We start from the raw sequence: 20,234 nt of genomic DNA, 5'->3' as shown, positions 1-20,234 counted from the left end.
GGCGCAGGCGCGGGCCAGGCATGCCGGGGGCTACGCCCTCGGATATTCAGAGGAACGCCGGGAGAAGGCCGGGCGGCTCAGCCCGCCGCCTCGTCCTTTTCCATCAGCGCGAGCCATTCCTCCTCGGCGGCGGCGCGTTTTTGTTGCCGCTCCACCAGCCCTTCGCTCGCCTTGGCGAACTTGGCGGGCTCGCGGCTGAACAGATCGGGATCGGCGAGAAACGCTTCGAGCCGGACGATCTCGGCGCTGAGCCGGTCGATCTCGTCCGGCAGCGCCTCCAGCCGGTGCTTTTCGGTGAAGGTCAGCCCGGACGCGGCGGGCTTGTCGCGCGCCGGCTCCTTCGGTCTGGCCGGTTTCGCCACCGGCTTCGGCCGGGTCTCTTCGGCTGCGTCCTCACCCCGCTGGGCGCGGTAATCGCTCCAGCCGCCGGCATAGACCAGCGCCCGCCCGTCGCCCTCCATGGCGATGGTGGTGGCAGCCACCCGGTCGAGGAAATCGCGATCATGGCTCACCACGAGCACGGTGCCGTCATAATCCGAGATCAGCTCCTGCAGCAGATCGAGCGTTTCGACATCGAGATCGTTGGTCGGCTCGTCGAGCACCAGCAGGTTCGACGGCTTCGCCATGATCCTGGCGAGGATCAGCCGCGCCTTCTCGCCGCCCGAAAGCGAACGCACCGGGGCGCGGGCCTGCGCCTCGTCGAACAGGAATTCCTTGAGATAGCCGACCACATGCCTGGGCTGGCCGCGCACCAGAATCTGGTCGGCCTTGCCGGAAACGCGCAGCTCCTTGTCGCCGGCAAGGTTCTCCCACAGCGAGGCATCGGGATCGAGGCTGGTGCGGTTCTGGTCGAACACCGCCATTTCCAGCCCGGTGCCGAGGCCAACGCTGCCCGTATCGGGCGCCAGCTCGCCGATGAGCATCTTCAACAGCGTCGTCTTGCCCACGCCATTGGGGCCGACAAAGGCCACCCGGTCGCCCCGGTTGATCAGAACCGAGAAGTCGCGCAGGATCAGCTTGCCGTCGTAAGCCTTTGAAATACCTTTCGCCTCGATCACCTTCTTGCCGGATTTCGGCCCCGATTCCAGCGCCATCGCCGCGGTGCCCTGGCGGCGGATCTGCGCCGCGCGCTCGGCCCGCATCGCCTGCAGCGCGCGCACCCGGCCCTGGTTGCGCTTGCGCCGCGCGCTGATCCCTTCCACCGCCCAGCGGGCCTCGGCCTTGATCTTGCGGTCGAGCTTGTGGCGCTGCATGTCCTCGTCATCCCAGACCTTGTCGCGCCAGGCTTCGAACGCCTCGAATCCCTTCTCCTGCCGGCGCACCTCGCCCCGGTCGATCCAGAGCGTGGCGCGGGTCAGGGCGCGCAGGAAGGCGCGGTCGTGGCTGATCACGACAAAGGCGGCGCGGGTGGTGGACAGTTCCGCTTCCAGCCAGCCGATCGCCTCGATATCGAGATGGTTGGTCGGCTCGTCGAGCAGCATCAGCTCCGGCGCTTCGGCGATCAGCTTGGCCAGCGCGGCGCGGCGGCGTTCGCCGCCCGAGGCGGCATCGCAGCGGGTGTCGGGATCGAATTTCAGCCCTTCGGCCACCCGCTCCACCCGGTAGTCCTCGCCATGATCCAGCCCCGAGGCGGCGAATTCACCCAGCGTGGCGAAGCCCGACAGGTCCGGGTGCTGCTCCATATAGCCCACCCGCACGCCCGCAGGCAGCACCCGCGCGCCATGGTCGGGTTCCACCAGCCCGGCCATCACCTTCATCAGCGTCGATTTGCCCGAGCCGTTGCGCCCCACCAGCGCCACCCGGTCGCCGGGCTGCACGACAAGGTCAAGCCCCGCGAATACGGGATCGCCGCCGAAGGTCAGCGAAATATCGGTGAGTTGCAGAAGCGGTGCGCGGGCCATGCCGGCGAGGTATCCGGCTGCGCGCCCGCCGTCAACGGGGCAGCGTCAGGCCGAGACCAGCCCGCGCAGCGCGCGCGCCCGCGCTTCCGGCACCCGGCCCACTTCCAGCCCGGTAAAGACATGCAGCGTGCCCAGATCGCGGTCCACCACCGCATGGTCCGAAACCCAGCCGCCCATCATCAGATAGGTACGCAGGAGCGGCGGCATCGCCTTCAGGGCGCGCCTTGCGTCGGGCCGGTGCCGAAGCCGGGCGGCGAACCGAAACACATCCGGCGCCTTGACGCGCGGCCGCCAGCGCACCGGCGCCATGTGGCGGGCGCGCAGCAGCGCGAAGGCATCGGCATAGGCGCCCGGCTCGGTGCCGTGGAAGGACGAACAGCCAAACAGCATCCCCACCCGCTCGGCATCGACGATCCGGGCAAGCGCGCCCCAGGCCACCCGCAGCACATCGGCATCCTTCACGCCCGGCGCGATGCAGAACCGCCCGACCTCGACCATCCGCCCGTCAAACCCCGCGAGCGCGCCAAGCTCGTAGAACTGCGCCGAATAGCTCTCGCCAATCTCGCGCCCGCTGGCGACGCTGAGCAGCCGGTAGGTGCAGACAAGCGCGCCGCTGGCCTTGTCTTCCACCAGCATGTGGCGGCAACGCGCATCGTAGGAATCGGCGTCTTCGGCGGCGCTGTCGCCGCGAAAGGCGCGGGCGCGCAGGGCGAGGCTCCGCGCCAGGTCAGCCTCCGTCGCGGCCAGCCGGGCGCGATACCGCGCCGTCTCCATCAAGGCTTCGTGAGCCATTGCGCACTCCCCGCCCCTTGGCTCTTCGCCCCGGGGCTGACTAACTATGTGTGAGCCACAGACTGGCCGCAAGAGATGACGTCAGGGTGAAGATCAGGAGGCGATCTGATGAAAATTACGAAAACCGATGCCGAATGGCGCGCGCAACTCAGCCCGCTCGCCTATGACGTGACACGCAAACGCGGCACCGAACGGCCCTTTACCCATGACGATTTTCCCCAGACGCCGGGGCGTTACCGCTGCACCTGCTGCGGCGCGGTGCTGTTCGATCAGGCCGACAAGTTCGATGCCGGCTGCGGCTGGCCGAGCTTCTCGCAGACCGGCGCGCAGGCCCCGGTGGGCGAAAGCCTCGATCTCAGCCATGGGATGCGGCGCACCGAGGTGCATTGCACCGAATGCGGCGCGCATCTGGGCCATGTCTTTCCCGACGGACCGGCGCCGACGGGGCTGCGCTACTGCATCAACGGCGTGGCGCTGGATTTCGAACCGGGCGACGGCGCCGAATAGGCGCCGGCCAGGCGCCGGCGGCGGGCCGTCACCGGCCCCCGCGCATCTCCGGTCAGTTGAAGGCGTTGCGGATATTGTTGAGGGTGCCGGTATTGCCGAAGAGCTGCCGCAGGAAGCTGACGCCCTCGATGTTCGAATCGGTCACCCGGCGTTCCAGCGCCACGACCTGGCCGCGTTCGAGGCCGAAACGCTCGACATTCTCGACCACCCCATCCTCGTCGAAACTGATCGCGACGACCTGCCGGTCGATCTCTTCCGGCGCCCGGAACGTGTCGTGCTTGAATTCGGAGCGCACGTAGTACCAGGCCCCTTCCGCAAGCAGGCCAGACGCGCCCGGCTTGCCGATAATCGCCTCGACGGTCGAGCGGGTATCGAGCCCGACCTGGATTTCCTCAAGGTCGTCCGGCGCGGGAATGAAGCCGTGATAATTGTAGATCGGCGTGCATGCGGAGGCCGCGGCCAGCGCCAGCACCGCTACCATGTAGCGCACGATCACAGCTGCTCTGGACATACCGCCCCCCTTGCCTTGCCCGGCCCGTTCTGTCACTCGACTTACAGAATGCAAGCGTTTGTTTCAAGCAACGAAAGCCTGTGAGCCGATGAGCGCCAGCCACAAATCCGCCGCCCCCGGCCCGGTGATCCGGGTCGCCGATCTCGCAAAGGGCGAAACCCGCCCGATCCTCGTCGAGCCCGATGCCGAGGCGCGCGCCGCCATCGCAGCACTTCTGGGCATCGACGCGGTGAAGAAGCTGCGCTTCGAGGGCACGCTCGGCCCGCTCGGCAAACGCGACTGGCGGCTCACCGGCCAGCTCGGCGCCACGGTGGTGCAGCCCTGCGTCGTCACCCTCGCACCGGTCACCACCCGGATCGAGGAAACCGTGGAGCGGGCCTGGATCGCCGACTGGCAGGAACCCCAGAGCGACGAGGTCGAACTGCCCGAGAGTGTCGACGACGAACCTCTGGGCACCGAGATCGACATCGGCACGGTGATGGTCGAGGCGCTGGCGCTCGCCCTGCCCGCCTTTCCCCGCGCCGAGGGGGCGGAGCTGGACGAGACGGTGTTCACCGAACCGGGCAAGGCGGCGATGACCGATGAGGATGCGCGCCCCTTCGCGGGCCTGGCCGCCCTGCGCGACAAGCTCGCCGGCGAGGGCGAGGACTGAGCCCGCCGCGCAGGGGATTACCCCTTGCAAAACTCAAGAATCGCCGTATGTTCCGCCCCTCTTTCGAAAGATGGGTTGGACAGCGGGCGCGTTTGCGCATATGAGGCGGTCAGACTCAGGAAACACCGGGCTCCGGCAGCGGCCGTCGCCCCCGAATATCGAGGTTTGGACATGGCTGTCCCTCAGAATAAAGTCACGCGGTCGCGCCGCAACATGCGCCGCAGCCACGACTCGCTGGTCGGTGCGAACCCGAACGAATGCCCGTCCTGCGGCGAGTTGAAGCGCCCGCACCACGTCTGCCCCTCCTGTGGCTCGTATAACGACCGCGAAGTGGTGGCGATGGTCGACGAAGCGGTGTTCGACGACGAGGACGCGGCGTAAGCCGCGCCTTCGTGCCCTTGGCCAACAGATGGCGTCACTGACGGAACATCCGCAGGGCACCGCTGAGGCGGCGGGCCAGAAAAAAATTGTGATTTCGGTCGATGCCATGGGCGGAGACCGTGGGCCGGCGACCGTTGTTGCCGGCCTTGCCAAATCCGCCAAGCGCAATCCCGATATCGCCTTTATCCTGCATGGCGACAAGCCGAAGCTGGAGCCGCTCGTCGCCAAGCGCGACGTGCTCAGGGGGCGCTGTGAAATCCGCCACGCCGATGACGTTGTGTCGATGGAAGACAAGCCCGCGCAGGTGCTGCGCAACGGCAAGAATTCGTCGATGTGGTCAACCATCGAGGCGGTGCGCGAGCACGAGGCCGAGGTGGCCGTGTCCTGCGGCAATACCGGCGCGCTGATGGTGCTGTCGACGATGCGGCTGCGCAAGATGGAGGGCGTGAACCGCCCCGCCATCGCCTGCTACTGGCCCTCGCGCAACAAGCACGGCTTCAACGTGATGCTCGATGTGGGCGCCGATGTGCGCGCCGATGAGAGCGACCTGCTGCAATACGCGCTGATGGGCACCTCCTACGCGCGCAACTCGCTGGGCCTCGCCCGCCCCCGTGTCGGGCTGCTGAACGTGGGCACCGAAGAGCACAAGGGCCGGCCCGAGATCAAGGCCGCCGCCGAACTCATCGCCGCCGCGGCGCCGGTGGGCGAATTCGAATTCGTCGGCAATGTCGAAGGCTCCGATATCCCGTCCGACAAGGTCGATGTGATCGTCACCGACGGCTTTACCGGCAATGTGGCGCTGAAAACCGCCGAGGGCACTGTCGGGCTGGTCAAGCGGATCTTCAAGGAAGCCTTCGTCGCCACCCTGCCCGCCCGCATCGGCGCGCTGTTCGCCTCGCGCCAGATCAAGATCATGACCCAGCGCACCGATCCGCGCCAGGTGAATGGCGGCGTGTTTCTCGGCCTCAACGGCACCGTGGTCAAAAGCCATGGCGCCGCCGACGCCACCGGCATCGCCGCCGCCGTCGATCTGGCCTATGCGCTGGCGGAACACGATTTCAATCACAAGCTCGCGGCGCGGGTTGCATCCGTCCCGGCGCCCGGTCACGATGGGCAACCAGACGCAAGCGAGCAGAACGGCAGCAACACATGACCATACGCGCGGTTGTCCGGGGGGTGGGCCACTACCTGCCCGAGCGCATCATCCCCAATTCATGGTTCGAATCCCGGATCGACACGTCGGATGAGTGGATTCGCACCCGCTCCGGCATCGAACGGCGCCATTTTGCCGCCGAGGGCGAGACCACCTCGCAGATGGCCACCGCCGCCGCCCGCGCCGCGCTGGCCGATGCCGGGATGAAGCCCGACGATATCGACACGGTGATCGTGGCCACCACCACGCCCGATCTCACCTTTCCCTCCACCGCGACGATGGTGCAGGCGGCGCTGGGGATGACCGGGGGATTCGCCTTTGACGTGCAGGCGGTCTGTGCCGGCTTCGTCTATGCGCTGACCAATGCCAATGCGCTGATCGTCTCCGGGCAGGCCAGCCGGGTGCTGGTGATCGGCGCCGAGACCTTCAGCCGGATCCTCGACATGGAAGACCGCGCCACCTGCGTTCTGTTCGGCGACGGCGCCGGCGCTCTGGTGCTGGAAGCCGCCGAGGGCGCGGGCACCTCCGCCGACCGCGGCATCCTCGCCTCCGACCTCAACTCCGACGGCACGATGCGGGATATGCTCTATGTCGATGGCGGCGTTTCCTCGACGGGCACGGCCGGCGTGGTGAAGATGCAGGGCAATGCGCTGTTCCGGCAAGCCGTTGAAAAACTGGCGCAAACCGCCGATGCGGCGCTGAAAAAGGCCGGCCTTGGCCATGACGATCTGGACTGGATCGTGCCGCATCAGGCCAATATCCGGATCATCGCGGGCACGGCGAAGAAGCTCGGTGTGCCGATGGACAAGGTCGTCGTCACCGTCCAGGATCACGGCAACACCTCCGCCGCCTCGATCCCGCTGGCGCTGTCGGTCGGCAAGCAGCGTGGCCAGATCAGGGAAGGCGACCTGATCGTCACCGAGGCGATCGGCGGCGGCCTCGCCTGGGGTGCGGTGGTGCTGCGCTGGTAGCACCGCAGGCGGCGGGCCGCCGCATCAACCGGCTGGCCCAAACCATTGATCTTGACTTGAAAACCATGTGCGCTCATGCTGCCGGCAAACCATAACCGGGGGGACGACGCATGACTGGAAAGACCTTGACCCGTATGGACCTGAGCGAATCCGTGTTCCGCGAGGTCGGGCTGTCGCGCAACGAAAGCGCGCAGCTGGTCGAAACCGTGCTCGGGCATATCTCCGATGCGCTGGTCGGGGGCGAGACGGTAAAGATCTCGTCCTTCGGCACCTTCTCGGTGCGCGACAAGGCCGCGCGGGTCGGCCGCAACCCGAAAACCGGCGAAGAGGTGCCGATCCTGCCGCGGCGGGTGCTCACCTTCCGCCCCTCGCATCTGATGAAAGACCGGGTCGCAGCGGGGAACAAAGGCTGACACCCGCCCGGGCAGCACAGCAACGATAAACAGGCAAACACATGGATCAGAAATCCCCTGAGGCCTTCCGCACCATCAGCGAAGTCGCCGACTGGCTGGGGGTGCCGACCCATGTTCTGCGGTTCTGGGAAAGCCGTTTTGCTCAGGTGAAGCCGGTCAAACGCGCCGGCGGGCGGCGCTATTACCGCCCCGCCGACATGGAGCTGCTCGGCGGCATCCGCAAACTCCTTCATGAAGACGGGATGACCATTCGCGGGGTGCAGAAGCTCCTGCGCGAACAGGGCGTGAAGCATGTCGCCGCGATGTCGCCCGCGCTCGATACCAGCGCCGATACGCGCGATGTCACCCCCGACAATGTGGTCGATCTGTCCGACCGGCGCGGCGACCGGGCGCCGGAGGATCTGAGCGCGGTGGAAGACGCGGAGATCGTGCAAGATTCCGCCGCAGAACCCGCCGCCGCGAGCGATGACAGCGACGAGCGCCGCTTCCCCTTCGACGACGAGCCGCAGCCCGTGGCCGAGGCGCCGGAGGCCGAACCCGCCGCCCCGGCAGACGAACCGGACGCCGAAACCACGCTTGCCACGCCCGAACCCGATACCGGGGAGCCTGTGCAGGCCGCCACAGATGAACCCGAACCCGCCGGGGAGCCGCAGGCGGCGGAAGACGCCGACGCCGACACGACCCCGGATATCGCCGATCCGCTGCCCGAGCCGGAGACGATGGAGTTTTTCGCCCACGACGCGGCACCGGATATGGCCGAAGAGACCGCTGCGGAACCGCAGCACGAACCGGCCCCGGCTGAGCCGGTGGAAACCGACGCGGCCGACCCGATGTCGAGCCCCGATGCGCTCGATTTCGCCGCCCATGACGCCACCCCGGAACTGGCCGAAGAACCGGCGGCCCCGGCCCTCGTGATGCCGGGGATCGGGCCGGACCCGGAGGACGATGCCATCGAGGTGCCGGAGCCCCTCACCCTCGCCCTGCGCGCGGCGCGGCAGGCCCGCACCCGGCTGCCCGCCGCCCATCTGCAGGCGCTGGCGGACCGGCTTGACGAGCTTGCCCGGCACAATCGGGGCGGGAGCGATCAGCGCGGCGGCCTGTGAGGCAAAACATGCGCATTCCTGCTTGCCCCTGCCGGCAAAACCGGTATGTAGAGCGTCACGTCGGGCTATGGCGCAGTCTGGTAGCGCGTCCGTCTGGGGGACGGAAGGTCGCAGGTTCAAGTCCTGCTAGCCCGACCAACTTCACCTCCGCTCTCAGCCAATACGCGCACCCCAGCGGAGTGTATGCATGACCAGCGGTATCGGCGTTCTGCCCTCACAACGGATCGAACAGATGATCGGGGCGGGCACGCTCGCGGGCACGCCTGCGATTCTGACCGATCAGATCCAGCCCGCCTCGCTCGATCTGCGCCTGGGCGACACCGCCTACCGCGTGCGCGCCTCCTTCCTCGCGGGCGAGGGCCGCACCGTGGCCGGGCGGCTGGACGAATTCGAGATGCACCGCATCCGGCTCGATGGCGGCGCGGTGCTGGAAAAGGGCGCGGTCTATGTCGTGCCGCTGATGGAGCGGCTGGCCCTGCCCGAAGGCATCCAGGCGGTGGCGAATGCAAAAAGCTCGACCGGGCGGCTCGATCTGCTCACCCGGCTGATCACCGACGAGGGCGTGGAATTCGACCGGATCGCGCCGGGCTATACCGGGCCGCTCTATGCCGAGATCTGCCCGCAAAGCTTTTCGGTGCTGGTCCGTCCCGGCATGAGGCTCAACCAGATCCGCTTTCGCGACGGTCAGGCGGTGCTCACCGATGACGAATTGCAGGAGCGCCACGCCCGCCACAAGCTGGTGGACGGGGTGGCGCAGATCGACCACGGCCTTGCCTTCTCGGTCGACCTGAAGCCGCGCGCGGGCGATCTCGTCGGCTACCGCGCCAAGCCCCATACCGGGGTGATCGACCTCGACAGGATCGGCCATTACGACCCGGCGGAATACTGGGAGCCGATCCACACCGATGAGGGCCGCATCATCCTCGATCCTGGCGCGTTCTATATTCTGGTGAGTCGCGAGGCGGTGCATATCCCGCCCGATTGCGCCGCCGAGATGGCCCCCTATCTGGCGATGGCGGGCGAGTTCCGGGTGCATTACGCGGGCTTTTTCGATCCCGGCTTCGGCCATGACGCGGCGGGCGGCGCGGGCTCGCGCGGGGTGCTCGAAGTGCGCTGCCACGAAGCGCCCTTCGTGCTCGAACACGGCCAGGTGGTGGGCAGGCTCGTCTACGAGCGCATGGCGGCGGTGCCCGACACGCTCTACGGCGCCGGAATCAAGTCCAACTATCAGGGTCAGGGCCTGAAACTATCCAAGCATTTCAAGGCTGTGAGCGGCTGACCGCCCAGGGCTTCTAGCGCAGACGGCGGGCCACTTTCGCCGCCTGCCTGGCCCGGCGTGCGGCCTGTTTCGCGGCCTGAGCGCGCTTGCGCTCCTCCGGGCTCATCGCCTCGCCCTCAGCCACCTCACCCGCGCCCTTGCCGCCACGGCGCGCGGCCATGTCGATCCCGGCATCCACGCCCTTGTTCACCAGCTTACGGGTCACCTGGCGGACGATCATGTTGATGATACGGTCGATGTTCATGCCTGCCTCGCTTGTTTTCACACAATCTAACACGGGCGGCCCCACTTCCCAAGACGCACCCCGGATGCCGCTCCTATAGCGTGCGAAAATGGCACGAATAAGCCGGCTATTCCTCGAACATCTCCGATTGCCCGTCTTCGCCCGCCTCGTCCTCGTCGTCGGGCAGGCCGATACCGGGCGGCGGGCGGTTGTCGAGCAGCCCGGCCGCGCGCAGCTCCTTCAGGCCCGGCAGATCGCGCGCGCTTTCCAGCCCGAAATGATCGAGGAAGCTCTGGGTGACGACAAAGGTCACCGGCCGCCCCGGCGTCATCTTGCGCCGCCCGAAGCGGATCCATTCAAGTTCCAGAAGCTGATCGACCGTCCCGCGCGACACGCTGACGCCACGGATCTCCTCGATCTCGGCGCGGGTCACCGGCTGGTGATAGGAGATGATCGCCAGCGTCTCGATCGCGGCGCGGCTGAGCTTGCGGGTCTCCACCACTTCCTTGTGCATCAGAAAGCCAAGGTCATGCGCCGTGCGCATCGCCCAGCTGTCGCCGACCCTGACAAGGTTCACCCCGCGCCCCTCGTAGCGCTTGCGCAGATGCACCAGCGCCTCGGCGGGGTCGGAGCCATGCGGCATCCGCGCCGCCAGTTCGGCCACCGTCACCGGCGCCGCGGAGGCGAAGAGCACGGCTTCCACCATGCGCTCCTGCTCGCCCATCGGCGGCGCTTCGAACAGGCTTTCCTCTTGTTCAAACTCGGTATCGTCAGACATTGGGTTTCTTCCGTATCTGGATCGGGGCGAAAACCTCGCCCTGCCGGATTTCAACTTGCCCTTCCTTGGCGAGCTGGAGCGAAGCCGCGAAATTGGCGGCGGTGGCCGAGCGGCGGCGGCCCGGATCCATCTCCCAGCCCTCGGGGATATAGCTCATGATATCGGTCCAGTCGCCGGCGAAGCCGATCAGGCCGCGCATCCGGTCGAGCGCCTCTTCCATCGTCATCACCGCATCGCGGTCCATCACGAAGGGGCGGAATTCGTCCTTGGTGCGGATGCGGGCATAGGCCTGCATCAGATCGAGCAGCGTCGCCGTATAGGTCACGCGCCGCACCCGGCTTACCTCTTCGGGGATGCCGCGCGCGAAAAAGTCGCGCCCCATCTGGTCGCGCGCCATCAGCTTGGCGGCGGCATCGCGCATCGCCTGCAGCCGTTCGAGCTGGAAGGCCAGATGCGCGGCCAGATCTTCGCCCGACGGCCCCTGTTCGCCGGGTTCCGGCGGCAGCAGCAGCCGCGATTTGAGAAAGGCGAGCCAGGCGGCCATGACGAGGTAATCGGCGGCCAGCTCGATGCGCAGATGCCGGGCCTGCTCGACAAAGGCCAGGTATTGCTCGGCCAGTTGCAGCACCGAGACCTTGCGCAGATCGACCTTCTGGGTGCGCGCCATCGTCAGCAGCAGATCGAGCGGCCCTTCATAGCCGTCGACATCAATGATCAGCGCCTCGGCGGCCATCCGCTCCGAAACGCTCAGCACGTCTTCCTGGAAGTCATCGTCAGCCAAAGGGCCCGCCTCACACCTGGCCGGTCATCAGGCTCCGAAACTCGTCTTCGAGCGCGGCGATGTCAATGGCGTCGGGCGTGCGGCGCCAGCCAAGCGCGGCCTCCGCCCGCCGCGCGGCCTCTTCGCCCATCCGGCCCGCGGCGGTGGCCAGCGCTTCCATTTCGGCCAGATCGCCATTGCAGTGCAAAACCACATCGCAGCCCGCCGCGAGCGCCGCGCTGGCCCGGTCCGGCACCGGGCCGGAAAGCGCCTGCATCGAGATATCGTCGGTCACCAGCAGCCCGCCAAAGCCGATGCGCTCGCGGATCAGCGCGATCACGTCGGGCGAGAGCGTGGCGGGCCGGTCGGGATCAATCGCGTCATAGACCACATGCGCCGTCATCGCGATCGGCAGGCCCGACACCGCCTCGAAGGCAAGAAAGTCCGACACCCGCAGCACCTTGGCCCGGGCATCGACATGCGGCAGATCGAGGTGGCTGTCGGCGGTGGCGCGGCCATGGCCGGGGATATGCTTGATCACCGGCAGCACGCCGCCCTTCACCAGCCCCTCGGCGGCGGAGCCTGCGATATCGGCCACATGCACCACATCCTCGCCAAAGCAGCGATTGCGCAGGATCGGGTGCGTGTCGGGCTGGGCAATGTCCACCACCGGGGCGCAATTGCCGTCGATCCCGACCGCGCTGAGCTCATGCGCGATGATGCGGTAACGCAGATACATCGCCCGCGCGGCGTGCCGGCGGTTCTGCGCCACCTGTTCGAGCGGTGGCAGCCAGCTGCGCCAATGCGGCGGCCCCAGCCGCGCCACCCGGCCACCCTCCTGGTCGATGAAAACCGGCGCGTGCCAGCCCACCGCCTCGCGCAGTTCGGTGGTCAGCCACAAAAGCTGCTCGGGGTCTTCGACATTGCGCGCAAACAGGATGAAGCCGAACGGATCGGATTCGGCGAAAAAATCGCGTTCCCGGGCGGTGAGGCGTGGACCTGCGAGGCCGAAAATATAGGCCCCGGTTCCCCTCACCTGGTGACGACCGGAATACAGGCCGCCTGCCCCGCCATCAGCGCGGCGCAGAAACGGCGGGCATCCGACAGATCGTCAAAGCCCATCGCGCGCAGCCGGTAGAACGTCTTGCCACCCGATTGCGCCTGCTGGATCACGCGGTCTTTGCCTTCCAGCATCTCGGGAAAGCGCAGCGCGAGCTTGTCCCACTCGCCGCGCGCGATCTCTTCGCTGTCGAACGCGCCAAGCTGCACGAGCCGGGTGCCGGTGGCAATCGCGCTGGCGGCCACGTCGCGCACCGAGGCGGGCGCGGCGGCGGCTGCCGAAGCAATCGCGAGGTCAACCGGTGAGGCGGCGGCGCGCGTCACCAGCGCGGCCGGACGCGGCTGCGGGCGCGGCGAGCGCGCCACACCGGGCACCGAGGCCGCCACACGGACGCTGGCCAGCACGGGCTCCACCTCTTCCGGGATCGACAGATCGGCCTCTTCGCCGCTCAGTGGTTCGGCGGCGGCGGCCACCGCATTGGCGATGGCCAGCCCGGCGGCGGTTTCGCCGGTTTCGTCATCCACCAGCGCCACGGTTTCCGGCTCGGCCTCGACCCTGGCAACCGGATCGGCAAGCGGCGCATCGCCGGCCTCCACCATCGACACCGCCGAAACCTCTTCGTCCGGCATCGCCGGCATATCGTCTTCGCTGAGGCCCATCGCAGCCGGGGCAAGCGCCACCTGCTCGGCGGGGCCCTCGGCCTGCCCCTCGGCGGCCACGCTGTTCACCGCAAGGCCCTGATGCGCGGCGGCGACGCCGCCCGGATCTTCCGGCTGAATGCGCATCGGCCCTTCCAGCGCCCGCACCACCGGCACGCCGGTGACATCGCGCATGGCGAGCTTGTAGCCCCAGACGGCAAGACCGGCGATCAGCGCCACCGACAGCAGCGCCCCGGCGCCATGCAGCGCCCGGCTGAACGCCCCCGGGCCGCGCGGCGCGGGCGGAAGATCCGGCTCGCCCGGTTCCGGGGCGGGGTCAGCGTAGCCATAGGGCTGGGCCTGGCCTGCATATCCGCCCTGCGCCGGGTACTGGCCGCCATAGGGCTGCGCCGGATCGTATTGCGAATAGCGGATCGCCGGATTGGCAGCGTAGGGGCTGCCCCAGTTTGCGTCTGACATGTACCTGCTCCGTCCGACGTTCGGGCAGATGCCCTCGCCGGTTCTTCTGTTTGCCTCGCACCCCGGAGCGCATGGTGCGCGTTTTGTCAGCGCATCTCTTCCGCCGGAGTCACGCCAAGAATACCCAAACCGGCTGAAATCACAATGGAAACGGCCCAGGCCAGAGGGATTTTCGCCGATGTTGCATCCCGGTCACCCTCCTGCACGAAGCGCAGGCCGGAGTTCTCATTGCCCTTGTTCCACAACGTGTGGAAGGCGCTGGCGAGATCGTAGAGATAGAAGGCGATGCGGTGCGGCTCATGGGTGCGCGCGGCGATCTCGACGAGGCGCGGCCATTCGGCGAGCTTCTTCGCCACGTCGAATTCGGCCTCGTCGTCGAGGCGCGGCGCCCCCACGGGCGTCACCCCCGCATCGGCGGCCTTGCGCAGCACCGAATGCACCCGGGCATTGGCGTATTGCACGTAGAAAACCGGGTTTTCGCGGCTCTGCTCCAGCACCTTGTCGAAATCGAAATCGAGGGGTGCGTCGTTCTTGCGGGTGAGCATGTGGAAGCGGGTCACGTCCTTGCCCACGGCATCCACCACGTCGCGGAGCGTGACGAAATTGCCCGCCCGTTTCGACATCTTGAACGGCTCGCCGTTCTTGTAGAGCTTCACCAGCTGGGTGAGCTTGATATCGAGCGGCACCTTGCCATCGCTGAGCGCGGCGACAGCGGCCTTCATCCGCTTCACATAGCCGCCATGGTCGGCGCCGAACACGTCGATCAGCGCGTCGAAGCCACGGGAAACCTTATCATAATGATAGGCGATATCGGGGGCGAAATAGGTCCAGCTCCCGTCCGACTTCATGATCGGGCGGTCCACATCGTCGCCATGCGCGGTGGAGCGGAACAGGGTCTGCTCGCGCGGCTCCCAATCCTCGGGCATCTTGCCCTTCGGCGGCTCCAGAACGCCCTTGTAGATCAGCCCCTTGGCGCGCAGATCCTCGATCGCCGCCTCGATCCGGCCGGTGCCATAGAGCGACTTCTCGGAGAAGAACACATCCATCTCCACCCCGAGCGCGGCCAGATCTTCGCGGATCATCTGCAGCATCTTCGCCACGGCGAAATCGCGCACCTCCGCCAGCCAGACCGCCTCGGGCTGGTCGAGCCACTTGTCGCCGACTTCCGCCGCCAGCGCTTCGCCCACCGGAACGAGGTAATCGCCGGGATAGAGCCCTTCTTCGATCTGCGGCATATGGCCGAGCGCCTCGCGGTAGCGCTCATAGGCCGAGCGGGCCAGCACATCCACCTGCGCACCGCCATCGTTGATGTAATATTCCCGCGTCACCTCGTGGCCGGAAAATTCGAGCAGCGCCGCCAGCGCATCGCCGAACACCGCACCACGGGTATGGCCCACATGGAGCGGCCCGGTCGGGTTGGCCGACACGTATTCGACATTGACCTTCTGCCCCCGCCCCATACCGGAGCGGCCATAGCCCTCGGCGCTCAGGATCGCCTCGACCAGCCCGGCCCAGACGCCCGGATCGAGCCGCAGGTTGAGAAAGCCCGGCCCCGCCACCTCGGCAGAGGCGATCCGGTCGTCGGCGGCGAGCTTGCCGGCCAGCGCCTCGGCGATGTCGCGCGGCTTCAGCCCGGCGGGCTTGGCCAGCACCATCGCGGCATTGGTCGCCATATCGCCATGGCCCGCATCGCGCGGCGGCTCGACCGTCACGTTATCGTAACTCAGCCCCGCCGGCAGCGCGCCCTCGGCCACCATCTCGCCAAGGGCGGCGATCACCAATGCCCGGATATCGGAAAACAGGTTCATCTCGTGTCCTTTCGGATTTGGCGCGGGTCTAGCATATGGCGGTGGAAGGTCAACGGTCGCGCGCGGGCCGCGGGCCCGGCGCTTTCCGCCCAGCCCCGGCGATGCGACCGCAAAGACCTTGCCACCCGGCGCGCGCCGTCCTAGGACTTGGTCCAAGCCACAGAGAGAGGGAGCACCCCATGTCCGACGGCGCGCATCAGCACGACATCATCATCATCGGCGCAGGCCCGGCGGGCCTGAGCTTCGCGCGGACGCTGTCCGATACCGGGCTGCGCATGGTGCTGGTCGAGCGACAGCCGCTCAAGGTGCTCAAGAACCCGCCCGAAGACGGGCGCGACATCGCCCTCACCCACACCTCCGAGACGCTGATGAAGAACCTCGGCATCTGGGCGCATATCCCGCAGGACAAGATCGGCACGATCCGCGACGCCAAGGTGGTCGACGGCACCGATCCCTATGCGCTGCACTTCGCCGCCGGCGAGAGCGGCGCCGATTACCTCGGGCGCATCGTGCCCAACCATCTGATCCGCAAGGCCGCCTATGACGCGGTGAAAAGTTCCGACACCATCACCATCCTCACCGAAAAATCGGTGACCGGGGTGGAGACCGACGCGAAGGAAGGCCGCGTCTCGCTCAGTGACGGCACCGTGCTCACCGCGCCGCTGGTGGTCGCCGCCGACAGCCGGATGAGCGAAAACCGCCGCCGCATGGGCATTTCGGCGCAGATGACCGATTTCGGCCGGGTGGTGATCGTCTGCGAACTCACCCACGAGCTGCCGCATGACAATATCGCCACCGAATGCTTCCATTACGACCGGACGCTGGCGATCCTGCCGATGGCGGGCAACAAATCCTCCGCCGTGGTCACCCTGCCCGCCGATCAGGCCGAGGCGGTGCTGGCGATGAGCCCGGAAGAGTTCGCCGACGACATCGCCGCGCGTTTCGATCACCGGCTGGGCAGGATGGAGCTGGCAACGGCGCTGCACCCCTATCCGCTGATGGGCGTGATCGCCAACCGCTTCGTGGCCAACCGCTTCGCGCTGGTCGGCGACGCGGCGGTGGGGATGCACCCGGTGACGGCGCATGGCTACAACCTTGGCCTGTCCGGCGCGGCGATCCTCGCGGGCGAAATCCGGGGCGCGAAGATGCGCGGCGAGGATATCGGCTCGATGGCCGGGCTTCTGGCCTATGAGCGCCAGCACCGCCGCAAGGTGCTGCCGCTCTACCACGGCACCAACGCCATCGTGCGGCTGTTCACCGACACCTCCGCCCCCGCGAAGTTCCTGCGCTCGGCGGCGCTGAGGCTCGGCAACGTGCTGACGCCGGCGAAAAAGCTGATCGAGAAACAGTTGACCGAGATCGAGGCATAGACAGCGGCTTTGTGACGTGGCGCGGAGAGCGACCGCCGCGCCTCCTTCGAACGACACGCTCGCGGCCGCGCAGCGGCCCGGGCATCGCACGGTCGACCCTATGGCCGCGCGATTTGGTGTCACAACTGCTCCGATCTGGGACAACCGCGCGCCCAACCGCTGCTCAGATTCCAATCCCGACCCCTCGCACTGCCGCCCATTTGGTCACTTCGGGCGGAGACCGGACGTTCGCCGCAGGTGCGAACCGCTGTTTCTACACTTTGATTCCGGCCGTTCGCTTCGGTGCAATATCTTGACCAGTTACGACAATAGCCTGAGTTCGTGCATGTCGCGTAGCGGAGATTCTTCAAGCTCTCTTTCGGTGAGTATCAGCGGATCAAGCGTGATACCTAATTTTCTAGATGTGTCGAATATCAGGGACCGAATTTCCTTAGAGGCGACCAATAGCGACACGTTATCGCCGCGGAGTACAAAAAGAAGATCAATGTCGTTGAACGACTGGTTTCTAAAAAAGGATCCAAAGCCATAAACTTCTTGGATTTCAGGACGCTTTTGTAGGATAGACCGGATTTCCACTTTCACCTTTCCGAGAATAAAGCCAATAGTCGTCATGACAGAGTGCCCCATTTATTTCGCTCGCGTTGAAAAGACCAAGCTGTGCTTCAATGCAGTATTCCTTGGCTTGCATGGTATAACCATTCCAAGCTCCACCTACGTAGATGATATTTGTCCCGGGAAAGTCTTCTAAGACCTCTAGAACCTTTGCAAGTCCACAGGTGTACTCGTTTACACAGATGAGCCGTAAGTCCACCCCCCGAGAAGTCATTAAGTCAAACTGAATGTCGTTTGTCCTAGTAACCTGCTCAACATTTCTGTGCGCGTGAAGCAGCTTCGAAATGAAGCGGATCTGAGGTAAAGTCACGCCGTAACCATTTGAGCCGTTAGTCACTCCAAAATTTCCTCTATCGCCTCAGCAAACTCGCTTGGAAACAAAGGGTATTTTTCAACCCTTTCGTACTGATTTCCCTCAAATGCCTCGGCATGCATTTTGAATTTTGGAAAACTAGAAATTGCGGCGTCTGGCATCATTTTGGAATATTTTTCCATCAGCGATACGATCCTTCGGTTGTTCGGCAGAAGAGTGTCCAACTTTCGCGCGGCCCAAATCGCTTGAGCAGTGGAAGCGGGGTTTTCCGCAGCCGCATCAGACTTTGGGCCATATTCCTCAAAGTGTGTGCGGTTTTCAATCAAGAGGCGCTGAATCTCCTTCGCCACCTCGGCCGATGTTTTGTATGTCCCCTCCGTTGCCCAACTATCAACCCAATCTTCGTGTATCTTCTTCCATTCCTTCAGTAGCTCTACAGGAAATGTGCCTTCAGGCGCCTTGTCGATAGTTCGATGGCAAGTTGGGCAAAGAAGGATCAGGTTATCATAAGTATCATCTCCTCCGCCGTCCGCCCCACGTGGTCCGTCAGGACTTTGCGCGATTTGGTGTGCCATCTCCCCAGTCAGAAAACTCTTTCCATCAGCGCCCGTCGCGGTGAGTTTCTTGCGACATTCTGGGTTGCTACAAATACCCGCGGCCCGTCCCCATAGAAGCTTTGTATCTTTAGGTGCAAACGCCATTTGATCCCCTAAGTTTTGCCCGTCGTCGCCGCACAACGGACCTTTGCTTCCCTGCGCAACTTTGACTGCATAACAAAAACAAATCGGTAGCGAGCGAAATTCCTCAAGCAAATGCCATAAATGACTGCTTCGGGAAAGCCAGGTTGCATCGGTTCCTGAATGGTGAAAGTCAACTATGGGCCGGTTTTGCCGGTCCGGGCTTGCCAATTAATAGTCCGCAAAGGCTTTGCCCCCTACCCAATCAGCCGCTTATGCGTCTCCAGCGCGAAGCGGTCCGTCATCCCGGCGATGTAATCGCCCACGATCCGCGCCAGTTCCGTCTCGCTCTGCGCCCGCGCCACATCCTCGCGCCAATCCTCCGGCAGCAGCGCGGTGTCGTTCATGAACAGCGGAAACAGCTCCTCGACCACCCGCGTCACCTGTTCGCGCATCGCCACCACCGAGGGGGCGCGATACATCCGTTTGAACAGGAAGGCGCGGATCTCTTTCAGATCGTTGAACAAATGGTCCGAGAAGCGGATCACCGGGCGGCCCGCCATGCGGATATCGCCCGCCGAGCCGGGATTGACCTCCTGCAACAGACGGCGCGAGGTGATCAGCACGTCTTCCACCATCACCCCGAACACCCGGCGCAGCGCCTCGTGGCGGCGGCGTTCGGCGCCGAGGCCGGGATATTTCCGGTCCACCTCGGCAAAGGCCCGCCCGACAATGGGCAGATCGCAGATCTCGGCGACGGTGAACAGCCCGGCGCGCAGCCCGTCATGCAGATCGTGGTTGTTATAGGCGATATCGTCGGAGATTGCCGCCACCTGCGCCTCGCCGCTGGCATGGGTGTGCAATTCAAGGTCGTGCCTTGCGTTGTAATCGGCCAGCGCGAAGGGCAGATCGCCGGTGACGGGGCCGTCGCCCCGCAGCAGCGTCACCGGGCCATTGTGTTTGGCAATGCCTTCAAGGCTTTCCCAGGTCAGGTTGAGCCCGTCCCACTCGGCGTAATGGCGCTCCAGCGAGGTGACGATCTTCAGCGCCTGGGCGTTGTGGTCGAAGCCGCCATAGGGCTTCATCAGCGCGTTCAGCGCATCCTCGCCGGTATGGCCGAAGGGGGTGTGGCCCAGATCATGCGCCAGCGCCACGCCCTCGGTGAGATATTCGTTGAACCCCAGCGCCCCGGCGATGGTGCGCGCCACCTGCGCCACCTCGATCGAATGGGTCAGCCGGGTGCGGTAATAATCGCCCTCATGCTCGACGAAGACCTGCGTCTTGTGCTTGAGCCGGCGGAAGGCCGAGGAATGGATGATCCGGTCGCGGTCGCGCTGGAACGGCGAGCGGAAGGCGCTCTCGTTTTCATCGTAGAGCCGCCCGCGCGTTTCGGCGGGGGTGCAGGCATAACTGGCGAGCATGGTGCCTCTGTGATCGCGGCGGTCCTTGCCGCCCTGTCCCGCCGCCCATATATTCACAAAACGCGAACAGACGAAACCCGAGGTTGTCATGGAACTGACCCTGCCCCCGAAAGTGACCGAACGCGCCTATAGCCGTCTGCACGAGATCGGCGCGGGCGAAAGCGGCAAGGCGCTGCGCATCGCCGTTGAAGGTGGCGGCTGCTCCGGCTTTCAGTACGATATCAGCCTCGACGATCCCGCCGAGGGCGATCTGGTGCTTGACGGGCCCGATGGCGTCGAGCGGGTGGTGATCGACGAAGTGTCGCTGCCCTTCCTTGCCAATGCGGTGATCGACTTCACCGAAGAGCTGATCGGCGCACGCTTCGTGATCGACAACCCCAACGCCACCTCGTCCTGCGGCTGCGGCACCTCGTTCTCGATGTAACCCGCTG

At 65.7% G+C, this 20,234-nt stretch carries 22 protein-coding genes and 1 tRNA gene; 11 read left to right on the top strand and 12 right to left on the bottom strand.

Features of this window, described 5'->3' with window-relative positions; genetic code table 11:
- Window positions 1-77: 77 nt before the first annotated feature.
- Both QMG28_RS07315 and QMG28_RS07310 read right to left on the bottom strand, forming a co-directional pair.
- Complete coding sequence (locus QMG28_RS07315; RefSeq protein ID WP_281841564.1) at window positions 78-1,901, bottom strand: ABC-F family ATP-binding cassette domain-containing protein; 1,824 nt, start codon at window positions 1,899-1,901, stop codon at window positions 78-80.
- Between the two features lie 45 nt (window positions 1,902-1,946).
- Entirely contained in the window at window positions 1,947-2,693 is a 747-nt protein-coding gene (locus QMG28_RS07310) for a GNAT family N-acetyltransferase (RefSeq protein ID WP_281841563.1), read from the bottom strand.
- Between the two features lie 108 nt (window positions 2,694-2,801).
- Here QMG28_RS07310 and msrB point away from each other — a divergent pair, with 108 nt between their 5' ends.
- Entirely contained in the window at window positions 2,802-3,200 is a 399-nt protein-coding gene (gene msrB / locus QMG28_RS07305) for a peptide-methionine (R)-S-oxide reductase MsrB (protein WP_281841562.1), read from the top strand.
- 52 nt (window positions 3,201-3,252) lie between these two features.
- Here msrB and QMG28_RS07300 read toward each other — a convergent pair whose 3' ends face one another.
- On the bottom strand, window positions 3,253-3,711 hold the full coding sequence (locus QMG28_RS07300) for an outer membrane protein assembly factor BamE (RefSeq protein WP_281841561.1): 459 nt from the start codon (window positions 3,709-3,711) through the stop codon (window positions 3,253-3,255).
- A gap of 88 nt (window positions 3,712-3,799) precedes the next feature.
- Between QMG28_RS07300 and QMG28_RS07295 the strand changes: the two genes are divergently transcribed.
- The 8 genes from QMG28_RS07295 (at window position 3,800) to QMG28_RS07260 (ending at window position 9,663) form a co-directional block, all read left to right on the top strand.
- The gene (locus QMG28_RS07295; RefSeq protein WP_281841560.1) at window positions 3,800-4,363 is read left to right on the top strand and encodes a YceD family protein; all 564 of its coding nucleotides are present in this window, start codon (window positions 3,800-3,802) and stop codon (window positions 4,361-4,363) included.
- Between the two features lie 171 nt (window positions 4,364-4,534).
- Window positions 4,535-4,744 carry a 50S ribosomal protein L32 gene (rpmF, locus tag QMG28_RS07290; protein ID WP_281841559.1) on the top strand — a complete coding sequence of 70 codons (210 nt, stop codon included), beginning with the start codon at window positions 4,535-4,537 and terminating at the stop codon, window positions 4,742-4,744.
- A gap of 28 nt (window positions 4,745-4,772) precedes the next feature.
- A complete protein-coding gene (gene plsX / locus QMG28_RS07285; RefSeq protein ID WP_281841558.1) occupies window positions 4,773-5,897 on the top strand; it encodes a phosphate acyltransferase PlsX in 1,125 nt (374 codons plus the stop codon).
- A complete protein-coding gene (locus QMG28_RS07280) occupies window positions 5,894-6,868 on the top strand; it encodes a beta-ketoacyl-ACP synthase III (RefSeq protein ID WP_281841557.1) in 975 nt (324 codons plus the stop codon). Before plsX ends, QMG28_RS07280 begins: the two co-directional genes overlap by 4 nt.
- A 110-nt stretch (window positions 6,869-6,978) precedes the next feature.
- Window positions 6,979-7,281, top strand: coding sequence for an integration host factor subunit alpha (ihfA, locus tag QMG28_RS07275; RefSeq protein ID WP_281841556.1), 303 nt, complete (start codon window positions 6,979-6,981; stop codon window positions 7,279-7,281).
- Between the two features lie 41 nt (window positions 7,282-7,322).
- Window positions 7,323-8,384, top strand: coding sequence for a MerR family transcriptional regulator (locus tag QMG28_RS07270; RefSeq protein WP_281841555.1), 1,062 nt, complete (start codon window positions 7,323-7,325; stop codon window positions 8,382-8,384).
- 61 nt (window positions 8,385-8,445) lie between these two features.
- Window positions 8,446-8,522: transfer RNA gene (locus QMG28_RS07265), tRNA-Pro, on the top strand.
- 49 nt (window positions 8,523-8,571) lie between these two features.
- A complete protein-coding gene (locus tag QMG28_RS07260) occupies window positions 8,572-9,663 on the top strand; it encodes a 2'-deoxycytidine 5'-triphosphate deaminase (RefSeq protein ID WP_281841554.1) in 1,092 nt (363 codons plus the stop codon).
- A gap of 13 nt (window positions 9,664-9,676) precedes the next feature.
- On the opposite strand, the gene QMG28_RS07255 is transcribed toward QMG28_RS07260, so the two are convergent.
- From QMG28_RS07255 to argS, 6 genes are all read right to left on the bottom strand, one after another.
- The gene (locus QMG28_RS07255) at window positions 9,677-9,907 is read right to left on the bottom strand and encodes a hypothetical protein (RefSeq protein WP_281841553.1); all 231 of its coding nucleotides are present in this window, start codon (window positions 9,905-9,907) and stop codon (window positions 9,677-9,679) included.
- A gap of 106 nt (window positions 9,908-10,013) precedes the next feature.
- Window positions 10,014-10,664: an SMC-Scp complex subunit ScpB gene (gene scpB / locus QMG28_RS07250; protein ID WP_281841552.1), complete on the bottom strand. Its 651-nt coding sequence runs from the start codon at window positions 10,662-10,664 to the stop codon at window positions 10,014-10,016.
- Window positions 10,657-11,445: a segregation and condensation protein A gene (locus tag QMG28_RS07245; RefSeq protein ID WP_281841551.1), complete on the bottom strand. Its 789-nt coding sequence runs from the start codon at window positions 11,443-11,445 to the stop codon at window positions 10,657-10,659. The genes scpB and QMG28_RS07245 overlap by 8 nt, the downstream gene beginning before the upstream one ends.
- 10 nt (window positions 11,446-11,455) lie before the next feature.
- Window positions 11,456-12,460 carry a glycoside hydrolase family 3 N-terminal domain-containing protein gene (locus QMG28_RS07240; RefSeq protein ID WP_281841550.1) on the bottom strand — a complete coding sequence of 335 codons (1,005 nt, stop codon included), beginning with the start codon at window positions 12,458-12,460 and terminating at the stop codon, window positions 11,456-11,458.
- A complete protein-coding gene (locus tag QMG28_RS07235; RefSeq protein ID WP_281841549.1) occupies window positions 12,457-13,602 on the bottom strand; it encodes an SPOR domain-containing protein in 1,146 nt (381 codons plus the stop codon). Before QMG28_RS07235 ends, QMG28_RS07240 begins: the two co-directional genes overlap by 4 nt.
- Window positions 13,603-13,688: 86 nt before the next feature.
- Complete coding sequence (argS, locus tag QMG28_RS07230; RefSeq protein ID WP_281841548.1) at window positions 13,689-15,410, bottom strand: arginine--tRNA ligase; 1,722 nt, start codon at window positions 15,408-15,410, stop codon at window positions 13,689-13,691.
- 179 nt (window positions 15,411-15,589) lie between these two features.
- On the opposite strand from argS, the gene ubiM reads away from it, so the two are divergent.
- Window positions 15,590-16,780 (top strand): 5-demethoxyubiquinol-8 5-hydroxylase UbiM, encoded by a 1,191-nt coding sequence (gene ubiM, locus QMG28_RS07225; RefSeq protein ID WP_281841547.1) that lies wholly within the window; start codon window positions 15,590-15,592, stop codon window positions 16,778-16,780.
- Between the two features lie 300 nt (window positions 16,781-17,080).
- On the opposite strand, the gene QMG28_RS07220 is transcribed toward ubiM, so the two are convergent.
- The 3 genes from QMG28_RS07220 to QMG28_RS07210 all read right to left on the bottom strand — a co-directional run bounded on the left by QMG28_RS07220 (window position 17,081) and on the right by QMG28_RS07210 (window position 19,803).
- Window positions 17,081-17,392, bottom strand: coding sequence for a hypothetical protein (locus QMG28_RS07220; protein ID WP_281841546.1), 312 nt, complete (start codon window positions 17,390-17,392; stop codon window positions 17,081-17,083).
- 333 nt (window positions 17,393-17,725) lie between these two features.
- Complete coding sequence (locus QMG28_RS07215; RefSeq protein WP_281841545.1) at window positions 17,726-18,613, bottom strand: HNH endonuclease; 888 nt, start codon at window positions 18,611-18,613, stop codon at window positions 17,726-17,728.
- Window positions 18,614-18,639: 26 nt separating this feature from the next.
- Complete coding sequence (locus QMG28_RS07210; protein WP_281841544.1) at window positions 18,640-19,803, bottom strand: deoxyguanosinetriphosphate triphosphohydrolase; 1,164 nt, start codon at window positions 19,801-19,803, stop codon at window positions 18,640-18,642.
- A gap of 94 nt (window positions 19,804-19,897) precedes the next feature.
- On the opposite strand from QMG28_RS07210, the gene QMG28_RS07205 reads away from it, so the two are divergent.
- Window positions 19,898-20,227, top strand: coding sequence for a HesB/IscA family protein (locus QMG28_RS07205; RefSeq protein WP_491850072.1), 330 nt, complete (start codon window positions 19,898-19,900; stop codon window positions 20,225-20,227).
- Window positions 20,228-20,234 lie beyond the last annotated feature (7 nt).

It is taken from the genome of Sinisalibacter aestuarii (assembly GCF_027923545.1).
Taxonomy (GTDB): domain Bacteria; phylum Pseudomonadota; class Alphaproteobacteria; order Rhodobacterales; family Rhodobacteraceae; genus Sinisalibacter; species Sinisalibacter aestuarii.
This window is presented reverse-complemented; position numbering and strand designations above follow the sequence as displayed.

What these genes read in the sequence shown, in the direction of transcription:
- argS (WP_281841548.1), bottom strand. Translation starts at nt 15,410, where the DNA reads ATGAACCTGTTTTCCGATATCCGGGCATTGGTGATCGCCGCCCTTGGC.
- plsX (WP_281841558.1), top strand. Translation starts at nt 4,773, where the DNA reads ATGGCGTCACTGACGGAACATCCGCAGGGCACCGCTGAGGCGGCGGGC.
- QMG28_RS07300 (WP_281841561.1), bottom strand. Translation starts at nt 3,711, where the DNA reads ATGTCCAGAGCAGCTGTGATCGTGCGCTACATGGTAGCGGTGCTGGCG.
- QMG28_RS07310 (WP_281841563.1), bottom strand. Translation starts at nt 2,693, where the DNA reads ATGGCTCACGAAGCCTTGATGGAGACGGCGCGGTATCGCGCCCGGCTG.
- QMG28_RS07255 (WP_281841553.1), bottom strand. Translation starts at nt 9,907, where the DNA reads ATGAACATCGACCGTATCATCAACATGATCGTCCGCCAGGTGACCCGT.
- QMG28_RS07280 (WP_281841557.1), top strand. Translation starts at nt 5,894, where the DNA reads ATGACCATACGCGCGGTTGTCCGGGGGGTGGGCCACTACCTGCCCGAG.
- ubiM (WP_281841547.1), top strand. Translation starts at nt 15,590, where the DNA reads ATGTCCGACGGCGCGCATCAGCACGACATCATCATCATCGGCGCAGGC.
- msrB (WP_281841562.1), top strand. Translation starts at nt 2,802, where the DNA reads ATGAAAATTACGAAAACCGATGCCGAATGGCGCGCGCAACTCAGCCCG.
- QMG28_RS07270 (WP_281841555.1), top strand. Translation starts at nt 7,323, where the DNA reads ATGGATCAGAAATCCCCTGAGGCCTTCCGCACCATCAGCGAAGTCGCC.
- QMG28_RS07315 (WP_281841564.1), bottom strand. Translation starts at nt 1,901, where the DNA reads ATGGCCCGCGCACCGCTTCTGCAACTCACCGATATTTCGCTGACCTTC.
- rpmF (WP_281841559.1), top strand. Translation starts at nt 4,535, where the DNA reads ATGGCTGTCCCTCAGAATAAAGTCACGCGGTCGCGCCGCAACATGCGC.
- QMG28_RS07210 (WP_281841544.1), bottom strand. Translation starts at nt 19,803, where the DNA reads ATGCTCGCCAGTTATGCCTGCACCCCCGCCGAAACGCGCGGGCGGCTC.
- QMG28_RS07295 (WP_281841560.1), top strand. Translation starts at nt 3,800, where the DNA reads ATGAGCGCCAGCCACAAATCCGCCGCCCCCGGCCCGGTGATCCGGGTC.
- QMG28_RS07260 (WP_281841554.1), top strand. Translation starts at nt 8,572, where the DNA reads ATGACCAGCGGTATCGGCGTTCTGCCCTCACAACGGATCGAACAGATG.
- QMG28_RS07235 (WP_281841549.1), bottom strand. Translation starts at nt 13,602, where the DNA reads ATGTCAGACGCAAACTGGGGCAGCCCCTACGCTGCCAATCCGGCGATC.
- ihfA (WP_281841556.1), top strand. Translation starts at nt 6,979, where the DNA reads ATGACTGGAAAGACCTTGACCCGTATGGACCTGAGCGAATCCGTGTTC.
- scpB (WP_281841552.1), bottom strand. Translation starts at nt 10,664, where the DNA reads ATGTCTGACGATACCGAGTTTGAACAAGAGGAAAGCCTGTTCGAAGCG.
- QMG28_RS07220 (WP_281841546.1), bottom strand. Translation starts at nt 17,392, where the DNA reads ATGACGACTATTGGCTTTATTCTCGGAAAGGTGAAAGTGGAAATCCGG.